The organism is Micromonospora sp. NPDC047753, from assembly GCF_040642735.1.
Lineage (GTDB): Bacteria > Actinomycetota > Actinomycetes > Mycobacteriales > Micromonosporaceae > Micromonospora.
In genome coordinates, this window is sequence record NZ_JBEYSL010000066.1 from 1 (window position 1) to 19,507 (window position 19,507).

Annotated in this window: 24 protein-coding genes; 9 read left to right on the forward strand and 15 right to left on the reverse strand. The window is 71.0% G+C overall.

Features of this window, described 5'->3' with window-relative positions; all coding sequences use genetic code 11:
• Positions 1 to 165: 165 nt before the first annotated feature.
• From ABZ749_RS08550 to ABZ749_RS08595, 10 genes are all read right to left on the reverse strand, one after another.
• The gene (locus ABZ749_RS08550; RefSeq protein WP_091394729.1) at positions 166 to 780 is read right to left on the reverse strand and encodes a MarC family protein; all 615 of its coding nucleotides are present in this window, start codon (positions 778 to 780) and stop codon (positions 166 to 168) included.
• Positions 781 to 821: 41 nt separating this feature from the next.
• The gene (locus ABZ749_RS08555; protein ID WP_357224450.1) at positions 822 to 1,694 is read right to left on the reverse strand and encodes a PHP domain-containing protein; all 873 of its coding nucleotides are present in this window, start codon (positions 1,692 to 1,694) and stop codon (positions 822 to 824) included.
• A 53-nt stretch (positions 1,695 to 1,747) separates the two neighbouring features.
• Positions 1,748 to 3,010, reverse strand: coding sequence for a hypothetical protein (locus tag ABZ749_RS08560; RefSeq protein ID WP_357224453.1), 1,263 nt, complete (start codon positions 3,008 to 3,010; stop codon positions 1,748 to 1,750).
• Positions 3,007 to 3,789: a SigE family RNA polymerase sigma factor gene (locus ABZ749_RS08565; protein WP_357224458.1), complete on the reverse strand. Its 783-nt coding sequence runs from the start codon at positions 3,787 to 3,789 to the stop codon at positions 3,007 to 3,009. The genes ABZ749_RS08560 and ABZ749_RS08565 overlap by 4 nt, the downstream gene beginning before the upstream one ends.
• A 103-nt stretch (positions 3,790 to 3,892) precedes the next feature.
• Positions 3,893 to 4,768: a PH domain-containing protein gene (locus tag ABZ749_RS08570; RefSeq protein WP_357195457.1), complete on the reverse strand. Its 876-nt coding sequence runs from the start codon at positions 4,766 to 4,768 to the stop codon at positions 3,893 to 3,895.
• A 6-nt stretch (positions 4,769 to 4,774) separates the two neighbouring features.
• The gene (locus tag ABZ749_RS08575; RefSeq protein ID WP_007455302.1) at positions 4,775 to 4,933 is read right to left on the reverse strand and encodes a hypothetical protein; all 159 of its coding nucleotides are present in this window, start codon (positions 4,931 to 4,933) and stop codon (positions 4,775 to 4,777) included.
• 116 nt (positions 4,934 to 5,049) lie between these two features.
• Entirely contained in the window at positions 5,050 to 5,796 is a 747-nt protein-coding gene (locus ABZ749_RS08580) for a DUF6758 family protein (RefSeq protein ID WP_357195460.1), read from the reverse strand.
• Positions 5,797 to 5,806: 10 nt separating this feature from the next.
• Positions 5,807 to 6,430: an RNA methyltransferase gene (locus ABZ749_RS08585; protein ID WP_357224509.1), complete on the reverse strand. Its 624-nt coding sequence runs from the start codon at positions 6,428 to 6,430 to the stop codon at positions 5,807 to 5,809.
• 51 nt (positions 6,431 to 6,481) lie between these two features.
• Complete coding sequence (locus ABZ749_RS08590; RefSeq protein WP_357224461.1) at positions 6,482 to 7,018, reverse strand: hypothetical protein; 537 nt, start codon at positions 7,016 to 7,018, stop codon at positions 6,482 to 6,484.
• Positions 7,019 to 7,113: 95 nt separating this feature from the next.
• Entirely contained in the window at positions 7,114 to 7,629 is a 516-nt protein-coding gene (locus ABZ749_RS08595) for a MaoC family dehydratase (RefSeq protein ID WP_030486570.1), read from the reverse strand.
• Positions 7,630 to 8,177: 548 nt separating this feature from the next.
• On the opposite strand from ABZ749_RS08595, the gene trxA reads away from it, so the two are divergent.
• The 3 genes from trxA (at position 8,178) to ABZ749_RS08610 (ending at position 10,102) form a co-directional block, all read left to right on the forward strand.
• Positions 8,178 to 8,540: a thioredoxin gene (trxA, locus tag ABZ749_RS08600; RefSeq protein ID WP_007455291.1), complete on the forward strand. Its 363-nt coding sequence runs from the start codon at positions 8,178 to 8,180 to the stop codon at positions 8,538 to 8,540.
• A 153-nt stretch (positions 8,541 to 8,693) separates the two neighbouring features.
• A complete protein-coding gene (locus ABZ749_RS08605) occupies positions 8,694 to 9,134 on the forward strand; it encodes a hypothetical protein (protein WP_357224464.1) in 441 nt (146 codons plus the stop codon).
• Positions 9,131 to 10,102 carry an HTTM domain-containing protein gene (locus tag ABZ749_RS08610; protein WP_357224467.1) on the forward strand — a complete coding sequence of 324 codons (972 nt, stop codon included), beginning with the start codon at positions 9,131 to 9,133 and terminating at the stop codon, positions 10,100 to 10,102. The genes ABZ749_RS08605 and ABZ749_RS08610 overlap by 4 nt, the downstream gene beginning before the upstream one ends.
• Here the strand turns inward: ABZ749_RS08610 and ABZ749_RS08615 are convergent.
• Complete coding sequence (locus ABZ749_RS08615) at positions 10,066 to 10,485, reverse strand: DUF393 domain-containing protein (RefSeq protein WP_112620689.1); 420 nt, start codon at positions 10,483 to 10,485, stop codon at positions 10,066 to 10,068. The two genes, ABZ749_RS08610 and ABZ749_RS08615, sit on opposite strands and share 37 nt — an antisense overlap.
• A 92-nt stretch (positions 10,486 to 10,577) precedes the next feature.
• On the opposite strand from ABZ749_RS08615, the gene ABZ749_RS08620 reads away from it, so the two are divergent.
• The gene (locus tag ABZ749_RS08620; RefSeq protein WP_357224471.1) at positions 10,578 to 11,621 is read left to right on the forward strand and encodes an Rv2578c family radical SAM protein; all 1,044 of its coding nucleotides are present in this window, start codon (positions 10,578 to 10,580) and stop codon (positions 11,619 to 11,621) included.
• Positions 11,622 to 11,640: 19 nt separating this feature from the next.
• Complete coding sequence (locus ABZ749_RS08625; RefSeq protein WP_357224476.1) at positions 11,641 to 12,048, forward strand: CoA-binding protein; 408 nt, start codon at positions 11,641 to 11,643, stop codon at positions 12,046 to 12,048.
• Between the two features lie 186 nt (positions 12,049 to 12,234).
• Here the strand turns inward: ABZ749_RS08625 and ABZ749_RS08630 are convergent, their stop codons facing one another.
• Positions 12,235 to 13,431: an acyl-CoA dehydrogenase family protein gene (locus ABZ749_RS08630; RefSeq protein WP_357224481.1), complete on the reverse strand. Its 1,197-nt coding sequence runs from the start codon at positions 13,429 to 13,431 to the stop codon at positions 12,235 to 12,237.
• Between the two features lie 177 nt (positions 13,432 to 13,608).
• Between ABZ749_RS08630 and ABZ749_RS08635 the strand changes: the two genes are divergently transcribed.
• The gene (locus ABZ749_RS08635) at positions 13,609 to 14,148 is read left to right on the forward strand and encodes a DUF4190 domain-containing protein (RefSeq protein ID WP_357224483.1); all 540 of its coding nucleotides are present in this window, start codon (positions 13,609 to 13,611) and stop codon (positions 14,146 to 14,148) included.
• A gap of 27 nt (positions 14,149 to 14,175) precedes the next feature.
• Here the strand turns inward: ABZ749_RS08635 and ABZ749_RS08640 are convergent, their stop codons facing one another.
• On the reverse strand, positions 14,176 to 15,081 hold the full coding sequence (locus ABZ749_RS08640; protein WP_091394758.1) for an SDR family NAD(P)-dependent oxidoreductase: 906 nt from the start codon (positions 15,079 to 15,081) through the stop codon (positions 14,176 to 14,178).
• Between the two features lie 118 nt (positions 15,082 to 15,199).
• Between ABZ749_RS08640 and ABZ749_RS08645 the strand changes: the two genes are divergently transcribed.
• Positions 15,200 to 15,748, forward strand: a complete 549-nt coding sequence (locus tag ABZ749_RS08645; protein ID WP_357224490.1) for a DUF4190 domain-containing protein — start codon at positions 15,200 to 15,202, stop codon at positions 15,746 to 15,748.
• A gap of 75 nt (positions 15,749 to 15,823) precedes the next feature.
• Here the strand turns inward: ABZ749_RS08645 and ABZ749_RS08650 are convergent, their stop codons facing one another.
• Positions 15,824 to 16,780 (reverse strand): CoA ester lyase, encoded by a 957-nt coding sequence (locus tag ABZ749_RS08650; protein ID WP_357224496.1) that lies wholly within the window; start codon positions 16,778 to 16,780, stop codon positions 15,824 to 15,826.
• Positions 16,781 to 16,909: 129 nt separating this feature from the next.
• Here ABZ749_RS08650 and ABZ749_RS08655 point away from each other — a divergent pair, with 129 nt between their 5' ends.
• Both ABZ749_RS08655 and ABZ749_RS08660 read left to right on the forward strand, forming a co-directional pair.
• Entirely contained in the window at positions 16,910 to 17,734 is an 825-nt protein-coding gene (locus ABZ749_RS08655) for an SDR family NAD(P)-dependent oxidoreductase (protein ID WP_357224512.1), read from the forward strand.
• Positions 17,727 to 18,020, forward strand: a complete 294-nt coding sequence (locus tag ABZ749_RS08660) for a hypothetical protein (protein WP_357224499.1) — start codon at positions 17,727 to 17,729, stop codon at positions 18,018 to 18,020. The genes ABZ749_RS08655 and ABZ749_RS08660 overlap by 8 nt, the downstream gene beginning before the upstream one ends.
• Here the strand turns inward: ABZ749_RS08660 and ABZ749_RS08665 are convergent.
• Entirely contained in the window at positions 18,017 to 19,405 is a 1,389-nt protein-coding gene (locus ABZ749_RS08665) for a hypothetical protein (RefSeq protein ID WP_357224504.1), read from the reverse strand. The two genes, ABZ749_RS08660 and ABZ749_RS08665, sit on opposite strands and share 4 nt — an antisense overlap.
• Positions 19,406 to 19,507 lie beyond the last annotated feature (102 nt).

Sequence of the window (19,507 nt, forward strand, 5' to 3'; positions counted from 1 at the left end):
TCGACCACCTTTATATACACATTATACTCTACATATTTTCCCTACCCGACGATATTCCGTTCTCGCTTCCGCGGGGCCCGGCCGCCGGCGGCCGGCCGCCCCGCTGATGAGGATCGTCGCACGTCTCAGATCCTGCCATCCATCTCCGACATCGCGCGTGTGCCGTCAGGCCATGTTCACGTACTGCGTGACGAAGGCGGCCACCGCGTCGGCGATGAGCTGCACGGCGATCGCGGCCAGCAGCAGGCCGGCGATCCGGGTCAGCACCTCGATCCCGCCCGGCCGGAGGATCTTCACGATGCCGCCGGAGAAGCGCAGGACGATCCAGACGGCGACCATCACGGCGAGGATCGCCACGGCGATGGCGCTGAACTCTCCCAGCCCGTCGGCCTGCTGGACGAAGAGCATGGTGGCCACGATGGCACCCGGGCCGGCCAGCAACGGCGTGCCCAGCGGCACCAGGGCGATGTTGGAGGTGACCTGCTGGCTCGGGTCGTCGGCCTTGCCGGTCAGCAGCTCAAGGGCGACGAGCACGAGCAGCAGCCCACCGGCTGCCTGCAACGCCGGCAGGTCCACGTGCAGGTAGTCGAGCAGGGTCTGCCCCGCCACCGCGAAGATCACGATGACGCCGAGCGCCAACGCGACCGCCTGCCAGGCTGCCCGGTTGCGGTCGCGGGCGGGCAGGGGGCCGGTCAGCGCCAGGAAGATCGGCATCATGCCCGGCGGGTCGGTGATCACCAGCAGAGTCACGAAAACCTCGCCGAACAGCTTCAGATCCACGTGATCAACCTAGCCGCGCCGCGATGGGCGAAATACCCGGATCAGCCCGAAGCGACCTCGGTCACCCCCTCGGCGACGATCCGCTCGTACGCCTCGACGCCGGTGCTGAACGCGCCGAGTTGGACGGTCTTGTGGGTGCCGTGAAAATCCGAGGAGCCAGTGACGAACAGGCCCAGCTCGGCGGCGAGCGCCCGCACGTGTTCCCGCTCGGCCGGGCTGTGGTCCTCGTGGTCGGCTTCGAGCCCGGCGAGCCCGGCGGCGGCCAGCTCGGCGATCAGCTCGTCGGGCACCACCCGGCCGCGTCGGGTGGCTCGCGGGTGGGCGAAGACCGGCACGCCCCCGGCCGCCCGGACCAGCCGAACGGCCCGGAACACGTCGATGTCCTCCTTGGGCAGCCGGTACCGCTCGCCGAGCCAGTCCGGGCCGAACGCCTCCCGGACGCTGCCGACCAGGCCGGCGCGGATGAGTGCCTGCGCGATGTGCGGACGTCCCACTGTGCCGCCACCCGCGCCGGCCAGGATGTCCGGCCAGTTCACGTCGATGCCGTCGGCCCGCAGGAGGCCGACGATCCGTTCGCCACGCTCTTCCCGGGCGGCCCGGACCCGCGCCAGCTCGGCCACCAGCTCCGCGTGGCCCGGATCGAACAGGTACGCGAGCAGGTGCAGCGGCACCGCGGGCTGCGGACCGGACCAGCGACACGACAACTCCGCACCCCGGATCAGGCGCAGACCGGGTGGCAGCGCGGCCACTGCCGACGCCCAGCCGGCCGTGGTGTCGTGGTCGGTGATCGCCAGCACGTCCAGCCCTGCGTCGGAGGCCGCGCCGACCAGCTCGGCCGGGGTCAGCGTGCCGTCGCTGGCCGTCGAATGGGCGTGCAGGTCGATCCGGGGGGCGGGGCCGGTACGCGAGGTCACCGCCCGACGTTACCGAGGAAACGGTGAGCCCGGCTCACATGGGCCACCTGGGGTCAGAAGCCCTGCACCAGGATCGGCCGCTCTCCGGCTGGCACGCCGGGCACCGCAGCGGGGCCGGCGGGCTTTCCCGCCCGCACCTGGCCGACGTCGACCCGGACCAGCTCGCCGTCGCCGTCGAGGTAGGAGGCCTGGCCCTCGTCGCTCCAGACGATCGCCCCGGTCATCGGCGGCCCGGCCGCAACGGCTGTCGCATTCGGCCCGAGCCGCTGCAGGTCGACCAGCAGGGACCGACCGGCCGAGCCGCTGTTCTCGTTGACCAGCAGCCACCGCCCGTCCGGCGACACCCCGCCGACGCCGTCCTGGCTCAGGTCCGGACCGCAGCCCGTGCGTACCGGGTCCAGGTGACGTGTCGGGGTGAGGATGGCAAGGCAGGTCCGGCCCGGATCGGCCGTGCTGACCTGCCCGACGAGCCGCCCGTCGGGCAGCCGCCCGTAGACGTTGAGGCTCTTCCGGTCGAGGGCGTCGGGCAGCGGCCCCGCACCGGGCCGCCAGAGCGTGTGACCGGCGCTGGCCGGGTCGAGTCGGACCAGCACGCTGTCACCGACGAACCGGACGGGCTCCGCCGCCGCCGGCACCGGGGTGCGCACCGACCCGATGAGTTGGGTGCCGACCACACCCGCCGTCAGGAGATCGTCTCCGTCGCGCCAGGCGACCTGGCGGCTGTCCGGGGCCAGGACGATCGCGCCGGCACCGGCCAGCAGCACCTGTACCAGGCCGTCGTCCTGCACCACCGACAGAAAGCGCCCGGCGGTGCTCGGCGCGCCCACCACCAGCCAACCGCCTCCGCTGGGCAGCGGCTGGACGTGTTCGGCCGACCCGACGTCGGACAACACCAGCCGCCGCCCGTCGGCGCTGACCAGCGTTTCGCTGGCGATGAGCGAGGTCGACGCCGTGGGCGAGGGGTCGGGGCCGGGAATGCTGGCCGTCGGGAACGGTCGACTGGTCGGGTCGGGGTCGCCGATCACGACGATGGGTGAGCCGTCCCGTCTGGTCTCGGCACCGAGCTGGGCCATGCCGGCGCTGAGCAGCACGGTGGTGACCGCCGCGAGGGCGAGGCCGGCGGCGGTGCGTCGACGCCGGATCCAGTTCGCGCGACGGATGGCCTGGCCGGCCGGGTCGACGCTCAGCGGGCGGGCAAGGGCGACCTGGTGCGAGAGTGTCTCCCGCACCGCACCTTCCAACTCGTCAGGCCGCACCTGGTATGAACGCTGCGGGCCGTCCGTCAGGTTGTCGCGTCGGCCGGGGAACTGACTCACTGCTGTTCCCCGGAGCCCGTGCCGACGGGCACGGCCGCCGGGGCGGTGGGCAGGACCACCTGCGGATCGATCCCACGTGGCACGGCGGGGCGCGGAGCGGTAGGGCGGGGCACGGGTCGGCCGGCCGCCCGTCCGGGACGGGGTGAGGCAGCGGCACCGGTGGCCGGGACCCGCCCGGTCCGGGAACCCGAGCCCGCCGTCCGGCCGCCGGCACCGATAGCGCCCGCGGCACTGTCGGCAGCGCCAGTCCGGCCGGCGATGCCGGCGGCGGCTGCCAGCTCCGGTGCGTCCGCGCCCAGTCGCCGACGCAGCGTGGCGAGCGCCCGGGACGCCTGGCTCTTCACGGTGCCCGGTGAAATGTCCAGCATCGCGGCGGTCTGCGCCTCCGACATGTCCTCGTAGTAGCGCAGCACCAGCACTGCCCGCTGCCGGTTGGGCAACTCCCGGAGATGCCGCCAGAGCAGATCCCGGTCAAGTTGCTGCTCGATCTCGTCGACACCGGCCCGCTCGGGCAGCACCTCGGTCGGGCGTTCGCCGTGCCAGCGCCGCCGCCACCAACTGGTCGACGTGTTGACCATCACACGCCGGGCGTACGGCTCGACCGCCTCGATCCCGCCGAGCCGCTTCCACGCCAGGTAGGTCTTGGTCAGCGCCGTCTGGAGCAGGTCCTCGGCCGTGGCCCAGTCGCCGGTGAGCAGATAAGCGGTGCGCAGGAGCGCGGCGGAGCGGGCCGCGACGAACTCGCGGAACTGCTCCTCCAACGAGTCCTTGCTCGCCACCGCCCACCTCCACACCCCTGCCGTCCTGGCAGAGTGCCACGTCAGGGGCGGCCTGGTCCATGACGAAAGGTGCGCACTTGCTCCGATGTTCGGTCGAAAACCTTCACGCCCCGTCGTCGGCCTTGGCCTCGTCGGCCTCCTTGCCGAGCCGCGCCTCGACGGCCTGCGGCTCGTACATCTCCTCGACGACGCGCAGGTAGAGCTCGTTCGGGTTGGGCAGGTTCTTGACCTCGCGAAGCGCCTGCTCCTGGCCGGCGGACTCCAGCACGAAGGTGCCGTAGTTGAGCGCTCGACCGGTCGGGGTCTGCTCGTACTTCATGTCGGTGACCCGGACCAGCGGCATCATCGCCACCTTGCGGGTGACGATCCCGTTGACCACCATGACCCGCTTGTTGGTCAGGATGAACCGGTCATACCACCAGTCGGCGACCTTCCACGCCACCCAGCCCATCACCGCGAACCACAGCAGCACGGCGATGGTGGTCAACGCGCCGACGTCCTGACCGGCGAGGAAGCCGGAGAGATAGCCGAGCACGAAGGTCGCCGCGACGCCGATCAACAGCGGGTTGCTGAGGTGGATCCAGTGTCGCTTCCACTCGCCCCGGTAGCGCTCGGTGGGGAAGAGGTAGCGAGCCACCAGCGAACTGGGCTCGTCTTCCAGCGGCAGCACCCGCCGAGGGGTCGAGCCGGTCGCGTCGGCACGCAACCCGGCCAGCTCGTCCTCGGAGATCTGCGGCGGCTGGTAGCTGGCCTCCGGGTCTCGGATCCACCCCCGACCGGAACGACCCTGGCCGGCATAGCCGGGCCCGTCGCCATAGCCGACGTCGTCCGAAAGGGACGGACCGTCGGACAGGCCGGGGCCGGCCCCGTAGCCCGGGCCGTCATCGGGCCCGATCCGCGGGATCGGCTCGGTGTCGCGCTCGCGACGTTCCCGGTCGGGGTCGTCCGGGTCGAAGGGTGGACCGGAGGGGCTGCCCATCGGCGGCTAGGCGACGAGGCTGGTGAAGAAGTCGCCAAACCCCTGGGCGATATCCATGATCCCGCCGCCGAGCGACTTGAACACGTCCGCCGCCGAGTTTGGTCGATAGGCGACGAAGAAGATCAAGAATGCGATTCCGGCCCAGGTGAGGACCTTCTTGACCATGGCGGGCCATCCTCTCGCGCGGCGCCGGGTCCCATTACCGCAGCGGCACCCAGAGTATCAGTGTGGTGTCGTACAGTGAATATCTGCGTCCGTTCTCCGTCAATCCGGAAGAGTTGTCAAGCTCTACCGGGTAGATACGGGGACGGTGCGCCGTACACGAGCTCGGGCGGAGTCCACTCGGTCAGGTCGTGTAGCACGACGTCTTCCGCGAGCAGGTGACCCGCACTCGCCGGCCAGGCTATCGCATGGAGCCACATTCCCCGAGCTTCGCCGGCGTACGCGCTTCGATCCGTTGGAGAATTCACCAACCACAGTGGAGTGGGGTGCCCACCGACCTTGATCTTCGCCTGTCCGACGTGGTCAGGGTGACCCGGCCCCGGGTCGGTCAACGCGTCCACCAACTCCGGTCCCGGGTCCGGCCCGGTCAGTCCGGCGAGCCGGGTGCCCAGGCCGACACCGGGTTCCTCGGCCACGAAGACCAGATCGGCCGGACCACCACCGAGGGGCGCGGGGCCCGCGCACGCGACCACTGTCGCCCGCACACCTGTGCGGTCGTCCCCGGCGTACGCCACGCCGGTGAGTGTCCAACCGGGCGGCAGCGGCCACGGGCACCACAGCGGTGTCACCGGCGGATCGCCGGTCGCGGTGATCCGTTCCACCACGCTCGCCACGATGTCCGCTCCGATGTGCTCGGGCACGTGCAACGGCGGCACCGGGCCGCAGCGCGCACATCTCGAGTCGGTGTTCATCAGATCCGGCGCCCGTACCGGGCCCCCGCATCTCGGACAACTCACCGCGACACTCACATCCCCACCGTCTCCCCGGACCGCCGGCACGTCAAGCCGGAACGTCCGATTCGGCACCGTACGTGGGTCAGTCCGGCGGCGTACCGGCGTGCGCGCGGATCCAGGCGTGCATGGCGATTCCGCTGGCCACGCCCGCGTTGATCGACCTCGTCGAGCCGTACTGGGCGATGGAGTAGAGCTGGTGGCAGGCGGCACGGGCCGGCGCGGAGAGACCGGGTCCCTCCTGGCCGAACAGCAGCACGCAGTCCCGCGGCAGGGTGCCGGTCTCCAGCGGACGCGACCCGGGCAGGTTGTCGATGCCGAACACCGGCAGTTGCCGCTCGGCCGCCCAGGCGACGAACTCCTCGATCGTCTCGTGGTGCCGTACGTGCTGGTACCTGTCGGTCACCATCGCGCCGCGCCGGTTCCACCGTCGCCGTCCGACGATGTGCACCTCGGCGGCGTTGAACGCGTTCGCGTTACGCACCACAGTGCCGATGTTGAAGTCGTGCTGCCAGTTCTCGATCGCGACGTGGAAGCCGTGCCGGTGCTGGTCCAGGTCGGCGACGATCGCCTCGTGCCGCCAGTAGCGGTAGCGGTCGACGACGTTGCGCCGGTCCCCCTCCGCGAGCAGTTGCGGGTCGTAGCGGCTGTCGTCCGGCGGGTCCCCCGGCCAGGGGCCCACGCCCACCTCGAGCTGGTCGTCGGTCACGGTCATCAGAGGGTACGGACCGCGTCGGCGTCGGCCACGCCGACCTGCCGGTCAGCCCAGGTCGAGGGCGGCACCGAGCCGGTCCAGGAAGCGCCGGTCCGCCGGGCTGGCCGGTGGGTCCACCCGGCGCGTGCCGGTGCCGGGCACCGAGCGACAGACCCGGGCCGCGACCGACTGCACCCACTGGCGGTACGCGGCCGAGTCGGCGGGGTCGGCCCGCCGCCGGAGGACCCGGCTCGCCGCCCGGCAGGCGGCCAGCAGGTCCACCAGGTCGGTGAGCCGCTCGGCAGGTTGTGGGGCGCCGTCGTGGCGGGCGTAGATCGTGGCGACCACCGCCCGGACCAGATCGCTGTCGGAGGCTCGGCCCGCGGCCATGGCATCCAGACCGGCCAGGCCGGCCATCACTCCACGCTCCGTCCGGCCAGGCCCCGGTGCCGCGGCGGCCACGAGGACCCGACCGGGCAGGCTGGTGAGCAGATCCCACTCGACGGCGGAGTAGACAGCGGTGGTCAAGGGTGCGGCTCGGCGGCCGGCAGAGGGCGGCTCTCCCGCGACGGAGTGGCTCATCGGAACCTCCGGCGTCAGCATATGCCCCGCGGCGGGCACCGGACCCCTTCCCCGGCAGACCCGCGCTGGGGAAGGAGGCCGGTGTTCGTCGACGGGTCGCAGCCCGCCGCGACCTGTCAGCGCGGCTCGGGGAAGCTGGGCCGCTCCGGATCCACGCCGTCGGGCACCGCGGCGGCCGCGTACTCCCGCTTGGGCACCATGACCTTGCGTCGGAAGACGCAGACCATCGTGCCGTCCTGGTTGTAGCCGCGGGTCTCCACCGACACCACACCCCGGTCGGGCTTCGAGCCGGACTCTCGCTTGTCCAGCACCGTGGTCTCGCCGTAGATCGTGTCGCCGTGGAAGGTCGGCGCGACGTGCCGCAGCGACTCGACCTCCAGGTTGGCGATCGCCTTGCCACTCACATCGGGCACCGACATGCCGAGCAGCAGCGAGTAGATGTAGTTGCCGACCACGACGTTGCGCTTGAACTGGCTGGCCGTCGCGGCGTAGTGCGCGTCCATGTGCAGCGGGTGGTGGTTCATGGTGAGCAGGCAGAAGAGGTGGTCGTCGTACTCGGTGACGGTCTTGCCCGGCCAGTGCCGGTAGACCGCGCCGACCTCGAACTCCTCGTAGTAGCGACCGAACTGCATGCTGGTCCCTTCGACGGGCGGCGATGGAGTTCGGCACAGCATGCCTTACCGATGGTTAAGGCGACCGGCGGGGCGCGACGGCGGCGGAAATGTCACACCGGTCACTCGCCTGGGGGGAGACGCAATGAGCGGCGGGGCCCTCCCCGGCACCCGCCGCCCACGCTCTGATGTGAGGAATTCTGCCCTACGGGTGCGTAGCTTCAACAGAGGTCGCGATCACATTTATCTTTTTGTAACACTACTGTGAGTGACGAAGCGGAGGTTGATCAGCGATCTCTGCAGGCCGGATACCTCCTTGTCAAGGCCCAAGTTACCGATTCGTAGTGCTCAATCGCGTGGATCTCCCTGGAAACGCTCCCATCACCGCAGGTCACGCAAGTGCGTCATGCACTTGCGTTCCGCAGGTCGGGTGTGAACAGATGCTTGTCGATGACCGTCGGCACCCCCCGGCAGCCCCGGGCACGTTTCGTGCCCCACCCCCCGGGAATTCGATACGGTCAGCCCTGGTTCTACGGGACGTAGATAAACCGCGGTGATCGGAGAGTGCAATGGCAACCGTTGAGCTGACCTCGACGAACTTCGACGAGGTGACCGGCAACGACGGCATCGTCCTGGTCGACTTCTGGGCCGACTGGTGTGGTCCGTGCAAGCGGTTCGCCCCGGTCTACGAGCGCTCCTCGGAGAAGCACCAGAACATCGTCTTCGGCAAGGTCGACACGGAAGCTCAGCAGGAGCTGGGCGCCAAGTTCGACATTCGCTCGATCCCGACGATCATGGCGATCCGCGACGGCGTCATCGTCTTCGCCCAGCCGGGCGCCCTTCCCGAGTCCGCGCTGGAGAACCTGATCGAGCAGGTCGAGGCGCTGGACATGGACGACGTCCGCAAGCAGCTGGCCGAGCACAACCACTGAGTCGTCCCCACGACGACACGCGAGGCCGGGACCGGTACGGGCCCGGCCTTCGTCGTACCCGCCGACTCCACCCATGATCACCTGCCTGGTCGGGCCGAACTGGCCATCGGAGGGACCCGAGGCCGTCGGTACATCCCGTATCGTCACGACCCGATGGAGAATCTGACCACCCGCGGGCGCGTGACCCGGCTGGGCGCGACCGCACTCGGCCTCGTCCTGCTCGTCGTCGGCACCTTCTGGGGCAGCGACGACGATTTCCCGTTCGGCCCGTTCCGGATGTACTCCACCTCCAACCCGCCGAACGCACCCGCCCCTGACACCCGCGTCGAGGGGGTGAACAGCTCCGGGGCGGTGATCGACCTCGACCAGAACGCGACAGGCATCCGCCGCGCCGAGATCGAGGGCCAGCAGGCCCGATACGCCGCCGATCCGACGCTGCTCACCGAGGTCGCCGACGCGTACGCCGAACGCCACCCGGACGCCCCCGCGCTGGTCGAGGTCCGCATCGTCATCCGCTGGCACGGCATCCGCGCCGGCCGACCGACCGGCCAGCACACCGACCAGACCGTCGTGAGCTGGCAGGCCGCCCGATGAACCGCTGGCTGACCGAGGCCGTACCCAGGGGCCGGGTGGCCGCCTTCCGCACCCTGATCTACCTGTTCGTCGCCGCCGACCTGGTGATCTTCACCCCCTGGGTACGCACCCGGGTCAGCGTGCCCGGCGACCTGTACCAACCACTCCTGATCGGCCGCCTGCTCCCACTGCCGACGCCAACCGAGACGCTGGTGACGGTGATCTTCTGGGCGTTGCTGCTGCTCGCCCTCCTCGCCGCCACCGGCCGAGCGCCCCGGCTGCTCGGCTGGGCGGTGTGCGCGCTGTACCTGGAGTGGATGATCATCGCGATGAGCTACGGGAAGGTCGACCACGACCGGTTCGGGCTGCTCGTCGCACTGGCCGTGCTGCCCACCGCCGGCCGCGCCCGACACGGCGACACCACCCGCACCGAGGCCGGCGGCTGGGCCCTACGCGTCACCCAGATCGCGGTGATCTGCACGTACTTCCTGGCCGCCTTCGCCAAGCTGCGCTTCGGCGGCCTGGACTGGCTTACCGGCTCGGTCCTGGCCCGCGCGATCATCCGGCGCGGCACCGACCTGGCCGACCTCATCGCCCAGGTGCCGTACCTGCTGATCGTCGCCCAGTTCGGCATCGTGGCGTTCGAACTGCTGAGCCCGGTGGTCTTCTTCCTGCCACCCCGCTGGCGACTCGCCATGGTCGGCTTCTTCTACTCGTTCCACGCGGTCACCATCGCGACCATCACGATCTCGTTCGCGCCGCACCTGGCCGCGATGACCAGCTTCCTGCCGCTGGAGCGGGTGCGCCCGCTGGTCTGGGCGCGCCGGCTCGTCGGCCGCGGCTCTCCCGAGGCGGCCACGACGGATGCCTCGGCGCCGCCACCGGCCGACGTCGACCCGGTGCCGGCCGACCAGGGCCCGGTGACAGCCGGCGCGGGGCCGGCACGCGACGATCAGGCGCCGGTGGTCGGGCGACCGGCCGGCCCGTAGAGCCGCTCCCGGGCCTCCTGCGGCAGGGAGCAGGCCGCCGTGCCACCGGGAAGTCGGTGCCGGTTGCGCGCCACCCAGCGGTACAACGGCCAGGCCGCGACGCGTACCGGAGGAATCCGCAGGCCGGCCCCGGCGACCCGCCAGAGCGGACCACTCGCGGCGAGCAGCTTCGCGATGGCGTCCGGACCGGCCGCGCGTGAGCCGTCCGCGCCGACCCACTGCACGGCCTCCTCGCACTCGGCCACGCTGAGGCCGAGCGCGTCCAGGTCGGCGAACTGCCAGGGCACCACGCGTGCGGCGGTGGGGATGCGGCGCTCGATGAACTCCGCACAGCTCGTGCAGAACGCGCAGTCCCCGTCGTAGACGAAGGTCGACGTCTCCATGCGCCCATCCTCCCCTCTCCGACCACCCGGACGCCCACCGGTGTACGGCGGGTCACTTGCGCTTGTCTCGTACACGTGTTCGAATAGTGCCCATGCGCTGGGACAACCTCACCGCTCCCCCGGTTGAGGGAGACCCCGAGCGGGCAGCGCCAGCGACGCCACCCCTGCCGCTGGCGCTGCCCGGCGCCGTCGCCCGCACCTTCGACACTCCCGAGTTCGCCGGGATGACGTTCTACGAGGTGCAGGCCAAGTCCATCCTCAACCGGGTGCCCGGGCAGTCCCGCGTCCCGTTCGAATGGACGATCAACCCGTACCGAGGCTGCTCCCATGCCTGCGTTTATTGTTTCGCGAGAAATACTCACACCTATCTCGATCTCGACGCCGGTGCGGACTTCGACCGGAAGGTGATCGTCAAGGTCAACGCCGGGGAGCTGGTCCGGCGGGAGCTGGCCGCGCCGCGCTGGCGCGGCGCGCACGTGGCGATGGGCACCAACGTGGACTGCTACCAGCGGGCCGAGGGTCGCTACCGACTGATGCCGCAGATCATCGGTGCCCTGCGTGACTTCGCCAACCCGTTCTCGATCCTCACCAAGGGCACGCTGATCCTGCGCGACCTGCCACTCCTGCGTCAGGCCGCCGAGGTGACCACGGTGGGCATCTCCTTCTCGGTGGGTTTCGTCGACGAACACCTCTGGCGCACCGTCGAGCCGGGCACACCACACCCCCGCCGCCGACTGGACGCCGTCCGGGCGCTCGCCGACGCCGGCTTCTCCGTCGGGGTGCTGATGGCGCCGATCCTGCCCGGCCTCAGCGACAGCGACGAGTCGATCGACGCCACCGTCTCAGCCATCGCCGCCGCCGGCGCGACGAGCGTGACCGCCCTGCCGCTGCACCTGCGTTCCGGGGCCCGGGAGTGGTACGCGCACTGGCTGGCCCGCGAGCACCCGCACCTCGTGCCCCGCTACCGCGAGCTCTACCGGGCCGGCGCGTACACGCCGCAGGCGTACCAGCGGGAGTTGACCGCACGGGTGCGGATCGCCGCTCGGCGACACGGGTTGCACCGCGGGGAGCGGGGCGACAACCGCAGCCTGCCCCAGTCGCCGCCACCGTCAGCCGAGCAGCTGACGCTGCTCTGATCGGAGCTACAGTCGGCGGGTGCGTACCGCTCAGCAGATCCTCGCCGACTCCGCCGTGATCGCCGTCGTGGGCGCGTCCCGCGACCCGTTCAAGGCCGCGCACGGCGTGCCGTTGCAGATGCAGCAGTACGGCTGGCGCATCATCCCGGTCAACCCGACTGTCGACGAACTGTTCGGGGAACGGGCCTACAGGACCCTCGCCGACATTCCGCACCCCGTCGACCTGGTGGACGTGTTCCGACCGGCGGCCGACGCCGTGCAGGTGGTGCGGGACGCGGCGGCGATCGGCGCTCCCGCGGTCTGGCTGCAACTGGGCATCGTCTCGGCCGAGGCGCGGCGGATCGCCGAGGAGGCCGACATGGACTACGTCGAAGACCGCTGCCTCATCGTCGAACGCGCCGCCGCCAACCTGACCCGCCTGCCCTAACCCGAACCCCCCACCCCATCGCCCCACCCATCGCCGCGATCTTGCACTTACTGTCCCGACATAAGTGACACAAGGGTCAACGGGCAACCGAAAGTGCAAGATCGCGGGGGTCCGGGTTGGGTGAGGGCGGGGTGGGCGGGGCGGGCGGGGCGGGCGGGGCGGGCGGGGCGGGCGGGGCGGGCGGGGTTAGAGCTTGTATTGCTTGAGGAGGCCTCGGGAGATGATGGTCTTCTGGATCTCTGAAGTGCCCTCGCCGATGAGCAGGAACGGGGCCTCCCGCATCAGCCGCTCGATCTCGTACTCCTTGGAGTAGCCGTAGCCGCCGTGGATGCGGAACGCCTCCTGGACGACCTCGGCGCAGTATTCGGAGGCGAGCAGCTTGGCCATCCCGGCCTCCACGTCGTTGCGCTGGCCGGCGTCCTTGAGCCGGGCGGCGTTGACCATGAGGGCGTGCGCGGCCTCGATCTTCGTGCCCATCTCGGCGAGCTTGAAGGCGATCGCCTGGTGCTTGGCGAGAGGCTGGCCGAAGGTCTTGCGCTGCTGGGCGTAGCTCACCGCCAGCTCGAAGGCGCGGATGGAGATGCCGCATGCGCGGGCGGCCACGTTGACCCGGCCCACCTCGATGCCGTCCATCATCTGGTAGAAGCCGCGACCCACCTGGTCGGCGCCGCCGAGGATCGCGGAGTCGGGCACCGTGACGCCGTCGAGCACCATCTCGGTAGTCTCGACGCCCTTGTAACCCATTTTCTCGATCTTGCCGGGGATGGTGAGGCCGGGGGCGGTCTCGCCGAAGCCCGGCTCCTTCTCCAGCAAAAAGGTGCTCATGTTGCCGTAGACGGACTCCGCGCCGGTGTCGGTCTTGACCAGGGTGGCCACCACCGAGGAGTAGGCCCCGTTGGTGAGCCACATCTTCTGCCCGTTGAGCACGTACCGGTCGCCGTCGCGGACGGCCCTGGACTTGATCGCCGAGACGTCGGAGCCGGTCTCCGGCTCGGACATGGAGAACGCTCCCCGCACCTCACCGGTGGCCATCTTCGGCAGCAGCCGGGCCTTCTGCTCGGCGGAGCCGTGCTGGGAGATCAGGTACGCCACGATGAAGTGGGTGTTGACGATGCCGGAGATCGACATCCAGCCGCGGGACAACTGCTCCACCACCAGCGCGTAGGTGAGCAGTGATTCGCCGAGGCCGCCGTGCTCCTCGTCGATGGTGAGGCCGAACAGCCCCATCTCGCGCATGCCGTCGAGGATGTCGGTGGGGTACTCGTCGGCGTGCTCCAGCCGCTGCGCGTGCGGGATGATCTCCTTGTCGGCGAAGTCCCGAACGGTCTCCAGGATCGACTGTTGCACATCGGTCAGGCCGGGCGTCTGGGCGAGTCGGGCCATCTCAGCCTCCGGGGATCCGCGCACTACTCATGGGTAACTGAACGCTGGGTCAGTATCGGCCCCTCGGGTCGAGGAGGCCAAGGTGACCAGTCCACACAACCGCTGTGAAAAGGTTCACCGCTGCGGGTAGCGTCCGGCAAGAGGGACTTTTCCGGCACCGGCAGGAGGAGGACAGCTGTGAGCTACCCACCGCCGTCGGGACCGCCCGAGGACGAGCCGCCGCCGTCACCCTACGAGCCACCGAAGGACCAGTCGCCGTACGCGCCACCGCCAGCCGGCCAGTCACCGTACGCGCCGCAGCCGGACCAGCCGGCGTACGAGCTGCCAGCGGAACGCTCACCGTACGGACCGCCGGAGGGCGAACCGTCGCCGTACGGCCACCAGGGGCCACAGCAGTCGGCGCACTGGAGTCAGCAACCGCCGTACCCCCCGCAGGGCCCCTACGGCCAGTACGGTCCACCGCCGGCCGGGCCGGGTCGGGGCACGAACGTGCTGGCGATCCTGTCGCTGGTGTTCGCCTTCGTCTTTCCGCCGGCCGGCGCCGTCCTCGGTCACGTGGCCAAGCGGCAGATCCGTACCAGCGGCGAGGAGGGCGACCAACTCGCGACCTGGGGGCTGATCCTGGGCTACGTCTTCACCGGGCTCACAGTGCTGGCCTGCTGTGGCTGGCTGGCACTGGTGGCCTTCGGCAACTCCGGGGACAGCGGCGGCTACTGACCAACGGGCCGGTGTGGCCCGTCGCGGTCAGCGGAAGCGGGCCTCGCGGACGCTGTTGCCGCCGTCCACCACGAGCATCTGCCCGGTGATGTACGAGGCGGCCGGAGAGCAGAGGAAGCTGATCGCCGCGGCGACCTCGTCCGGCGTGCCCGGCCGCCCCACCGGCGTGCCCAACCCCTGCTTGATCTCGGCCATGGTGGACGCCGCGGTGTAGATGGTGCCGGGCGCCACCGCGTTGACGGTCACCCCGTCGGCGATCATCTCCATGGCCAGGGCCCGGGTCAGCCCGACGACCCCGGCCTTCGCCGCGGCGTACGCGGCCTCGGTGGGCAGGGCGTTGACCGGGCCCGCCGTGGCCGCCAGGTTGACGATCCGACCCCAACCCCGCTCGGCCATCCCCCCGATGAACGCCCGGCTGCACAGGAACGCGGTGGAGAGGTTGCGGTCGATCTCGCCGCGCCACTCGTCGTAGGTCAGCTGCGCTACCGGCCGCAGCACCCCCTGGCTGGCGCGACTGGCCAGGCCGGCGTTGTTGACCAGCACCTCGACGTCGCCCAACTGCTCGGCGACGGCATCGGCCAACGCGCCGACCTCGGACTCGTCGGTCAGGTCGGCGACGAAACCGGTCACCCCCAGCTCGGTCGCCCGCTCGTGGATGCGTCGGGTGGTGGAGACGATGGCCACCCGCGCGCCCAGGTCGGCGAGTCGGCGGGCGGTGGCGTACCCGATGCCGTCCGGGCTGCCCGCCCCGGTGACCAGGGCGACCCGCCCGTCGAGGCGCATGGTGACCGGGTCGGTGAGCGCGACCGGCTCGTCGGGGCCGGGGCTGCCCGCCGGGGCGGCCGTCCGGGCGCGCCGGGCCGCACCCGGGCGGCTGACGTCCCGTCGGGGTCGACTGCCGGAGCGGTCCGCGGCGCGCGCGTCGTATGCCATGTCAGGGATCCTGCCCGTTACGACCGGCCCGAGCAACGCGGCACCCGGAAGCGGGGGCGTCGGGTTTGGGCAGCGCTGGCTACCCTGTCTGCGCACCCCGACCTGACGGAGAGTTCGTATGACCAATCCCCCGCCGCCCGGCAACTGGAGCGACCCCACGTGGTCGGCCCAGCGGTCGAGCCCCGCACCGGATCCGACCCTGGTGGCCGGTCAGCCGGTGCCCGCGCAACCTGGCCCGGTCGACCCGTACGCGCCCAGCCCGTACGCCCCGGACCCGTACGCCCCGGTCGACCCGTACGCCGGCGCGAAGCAGCCGGCGACCCAGCCGATGCCCGGATACGCGCCGCCCGGATACGCGCCCGGTTACCCGCCGCAGTACCCCGGCTACGGCTACCCGCAGCCGCCGAAGACCAACGGGATGGCCATCGCGGCGTTCGTGCTGGCCCTGATCGGTTTCACGTCCTGCATCACCGCGCCGATCGGCGCGATCCTCGGGCACGTCGCGCAGAAGCAGATCCGGCTCAGCGGTGAGGGCGGTGCGGGGATGGCGAAGGCCGCCATCATCGTCGGCTGGATCCTCACCGGGTTCCTGGTGTTGGTGATCCTCTTCTACGTTGCCGCGATCGTCTACGCGATCGCGACGAGCAACGACAGCAGCAGCTACTGACCAGCGGGCGGGCCGGCGTACCGGCGATTGTCGGGCCGGTTCGACAGCCGGCGGCGGTCGTCCCGGCCCGGCCGGTCACTGCTCCGGTGGGGTGAACGACGAGGTACGGCTCATCCCGGCGGCCCGGCCCTTCGCGGCGACCACCAGCGCCATCTTGCGGGACGCTTCGTCGATCATCTCGTCGCCGAGCATCACAGCGCCGAGCCGGCCGCCGGCCTCCGAGGTGTAGTGCTCGTACGCGTCGAGGATCAACTCGGCGTGGTCGTAGTCGGCCTGCGCCGGCTGGTAGACCTCGTTGGCGGCGTCGATCTGGCCCGGGTGCAGCACCCACTTGCCGTCGAAGCCCAGCGCGGCCGAGCGCTTGGCCACCTCGCGGAACGCGTCGACGTCGCGGATCTGCAGGAACGGGCCGTCGATGGCCTGCTTGTCGTACATGCGCGCGGCCATCAGGATCCGCATGAGGATGTAGTGGTACGGGTCGCCCGGGTAGTCCGGGATCAGGCCGCCGACCACCATCGACTTCATGTTGATCGACGCCATGAAGTCGGCCGGGCCGAAGATGATGGTCTCCACGCGCGGCGAGGCGGCGGCGATCGCGTCCACGTTGACCAGACCGGCGGCGTTCTCGATCTGCGCCTCGATGCCGATCCGGCCGACCTCCAGGCCGATCGTCTTCTCGATCTGGGTGAGCGTCAGGTCCAGCCACTGCACCTGCGCGGCGGTCTGCACCTTCGGCAGCATGATGCAGTCCAGGTTGGCGCCGGCGCCCTCGACGACCTCGATGACGTCCCGGTAGGTCCACGGGGTGGTCAGGTCGTTGACCCGGACCACCCGGGTCTTGCCGGCCCAGTCGCCCTCGTTGAGGGCGGCCACGATGTTCTTGCGCGCGTCCGGCTTGGCCAGTGGGGCGACGGCGTCCTCCAGGTCGAGGAAGACCTGGTCGGCCGGGAGGCCCTGGGCCTTGCCGAGCATCTTCACGCTGGAACCCGGCACGGCGAGGCAGGACCTGCGGGGGCGACCGACTGCGGCCATGGGATGCGCTCCTTCCAGCGTCCGGCGGGCATGCCGACGCCACCTGACGACAGATCCGAGACCTTAACGATCCCAAAGGGCGTTGTGACGCCACGGTAACCTCGCGCCATGACCGGGGTGAATGGACCTGTGGAAGATCTCACTGGGCGCCGGCTGGTGGTGGTGACCGGGGCCAGCTCCGGCATCGGGCTGGCCGCTGCCGTGCACCTGGCCTGCCGGGGCGACCAGGTGGTGCTGGTCGGGCGGGACCCGGCCCGCCTGCAGGCCGCGGCCGAACGGGTTCGGGAGACCTCCGGCGAACGTCCGGAGCTGTTCCGGGCCGACTTCGCGATCCTCGACGACGTACGCCGTCTGGCCGAGCGGCTCCGGGCGGCGTACGACCGGATCGACGTGCTCGCCAACAACGCCGGCGCGATCGCGCTGCAACCACTGAAAACCGTCGACGGTTTCGAGATGTCGATCCAGGCCAACCACCTGGCCCCGTTCCTGCTGACCAACCTGCTGGCCGACCGGGTGGGCCGGGTCGTGGTGACCGCCTCCGGCGCGCACCGCTTCGGCGCGCTGGACCCGGACAACCTGAACAAGCCACTGCGTAGTTACCGGCCGCTGGGCGCGTACGGCACCAGCAAGCAGGCGAACGTCCTGTTCACCGCCGAGGCGGCCCGGCGCTGGCCGGACGTTGCCGCGTACAGCTTCCACCCCGGGGTGGTCCGTACCCGGTTCGCCAACGACAGCAGGATCGTCGCGATCGGCATGCGTCTCATGCCGTTCCGCAGCCCGGAGAAGGGCGCCGAGACCCTGGTGTGGTTGGCCAGACAGGAGCGTTCCCGGCTGATCAACGGGGGGTACTACGTCAACCGACGCCCGCGTCGACCGCTCCGGAAGGCGGCCGATCCGCAGCTCGCCGCCCGGCTGTGGGCGGCGAGCGCCAAGGCGGTCGGTCTCGATGACTGACCGGGCCGATGAGCTGACACTCGTCGCGATCGTCGAGTTCACCGTCGGGGCGGAGGCCGCCGGGCAGCGCTACGAGGACGCCGTGCTGGCCCTGCTGGAACGGCACGGCGGCCGGTTGGAACGGCGACTGCACGGCACCGACGGGCAGACCGAGGTGCACGTGATCCGGTTCGCCGGACGGGCCGGCTACGAGTCGTTCCTCGCCGACCCGGACCGGGCGGCCCTACGTGCCGCCCTCGGCGAGGCCGCCCCGACGACCCGGGTCATCGAGGTGCACGGAGGTTAGCCGCCACGGAGGAGTCGGTCTGACCGTCGAGCGCGCCGGCGTCGCAGCCACGACAGCACGGGCAGCGCGACCAGGACCGCCAGGATGAACCCCACAGCGAGCGCCCAGAACGGCGGTGGCCCGTAGTGGGGGCGGCCGGATTCGCGTACCGCCCCGTCGATCGCGAGGTCTGCGGCGACCGACAGGTCGGTGATGCCCTCCGGCGTCCGGAAGAGCACCTCCGGCGCGGTCGCCCCCCGACGTAGCACCACGAGTTCCACCGCCTCCGTGCCGACCTCGTGATAGGGCCCCCAGGCGACGTCGTGCTCCTCCGGGCTGTCCACCGCGGCCGGGCCCGGTACGCCGACCAACGCGACCGCCTCGTCCACCGAGCGCCAGCCGAGCAGTTGCACGAACGAGCGGGAGCGCAGCGGCGGGAACGCCGCGCCGGCCAGCGGGGTGCCGTCGACTGTGGACCTGGGGACCAGTGTCCAGGTGCGTCGGTAGGACGGAACCGGGCAGTCGGTGCAGGTGGACCGGCCGAGGACAGCAACCGAACGGCCGTCCGGCAGCCAGGACCCAGCCCCGGCGAGCCGCCCGCCCGCCAACGGCAGCTTCCGGTACGGCTCGGCGACCCGATCCGCGCCCGCGTCGTCCACCCGGGCCAGCCAGACCTGGTCGCGGAGCTGAAGGGCGAGGTCGCCGCCGTCCGGCGACAACGCGGCCGTGCGCCCCGGCGGAACCCAGGTGGTGCCGACCCGCACCCGCAGCACGTCGGCTCCGCGATCCCGGTCGTAGATCCCCACGTACGGGGTGGAGTAGGTGTTCGGGGACGTGAACGTGGTGTCGTCATCGGCGTACACCAGGCGTTTCCCGTTTGGCGCGAAGGCGAGTGGATAGCCGTCCGGGCGATTCGTAGTGGTCCTTCCGGACGTGAGATCGAGCAGCGACGCGCCCATCCAGACATACCGGCCGTCCGGGGAGAGCATCGCCTCGAAGCCCGCGACGGCCGGATCGCCGTCCAGCACGCGGTAGCGATCGTCGTCGGCCGCCACCACGGCCATCCGGGTCTCGAACCAGTTGGTGCGCACGGCGGGACCGCCGAAGAGCATCGCGGCGGCACCCGGCGCCGACGCCCGCACCGAGGCGGTCCGCAGCGGCGGGTCGACGAGCCGGGTGGGCAGGCCCGGGGCGTCGTGCCGAGGGCTGGCGGGCAGCGGCAGGGCGACCGGGTGCAGCGCGTACCCGGTGCCCAGGAGCAGGACCAGGACGGCGAGCGCGCCGGCGACGACGGCCCGGCGACGACGGTGCCGGGTCCGCGCCGCGTCGAAGAGCCCCGCCGGTACGCGCGCGGGCGGCACGTCGTCCGCGAGGCGACGCAGCGCTTCGGAGAGCCGAGTGGTCACCGGGCCACCTCCTGCGGGTCACGGCCGACAAGTTCGGCCAACTCGGGGGCGAGGACACGGAGTCGACCGAGGGCGTGGCGGGTCTGACTCTTCACGGTGCCG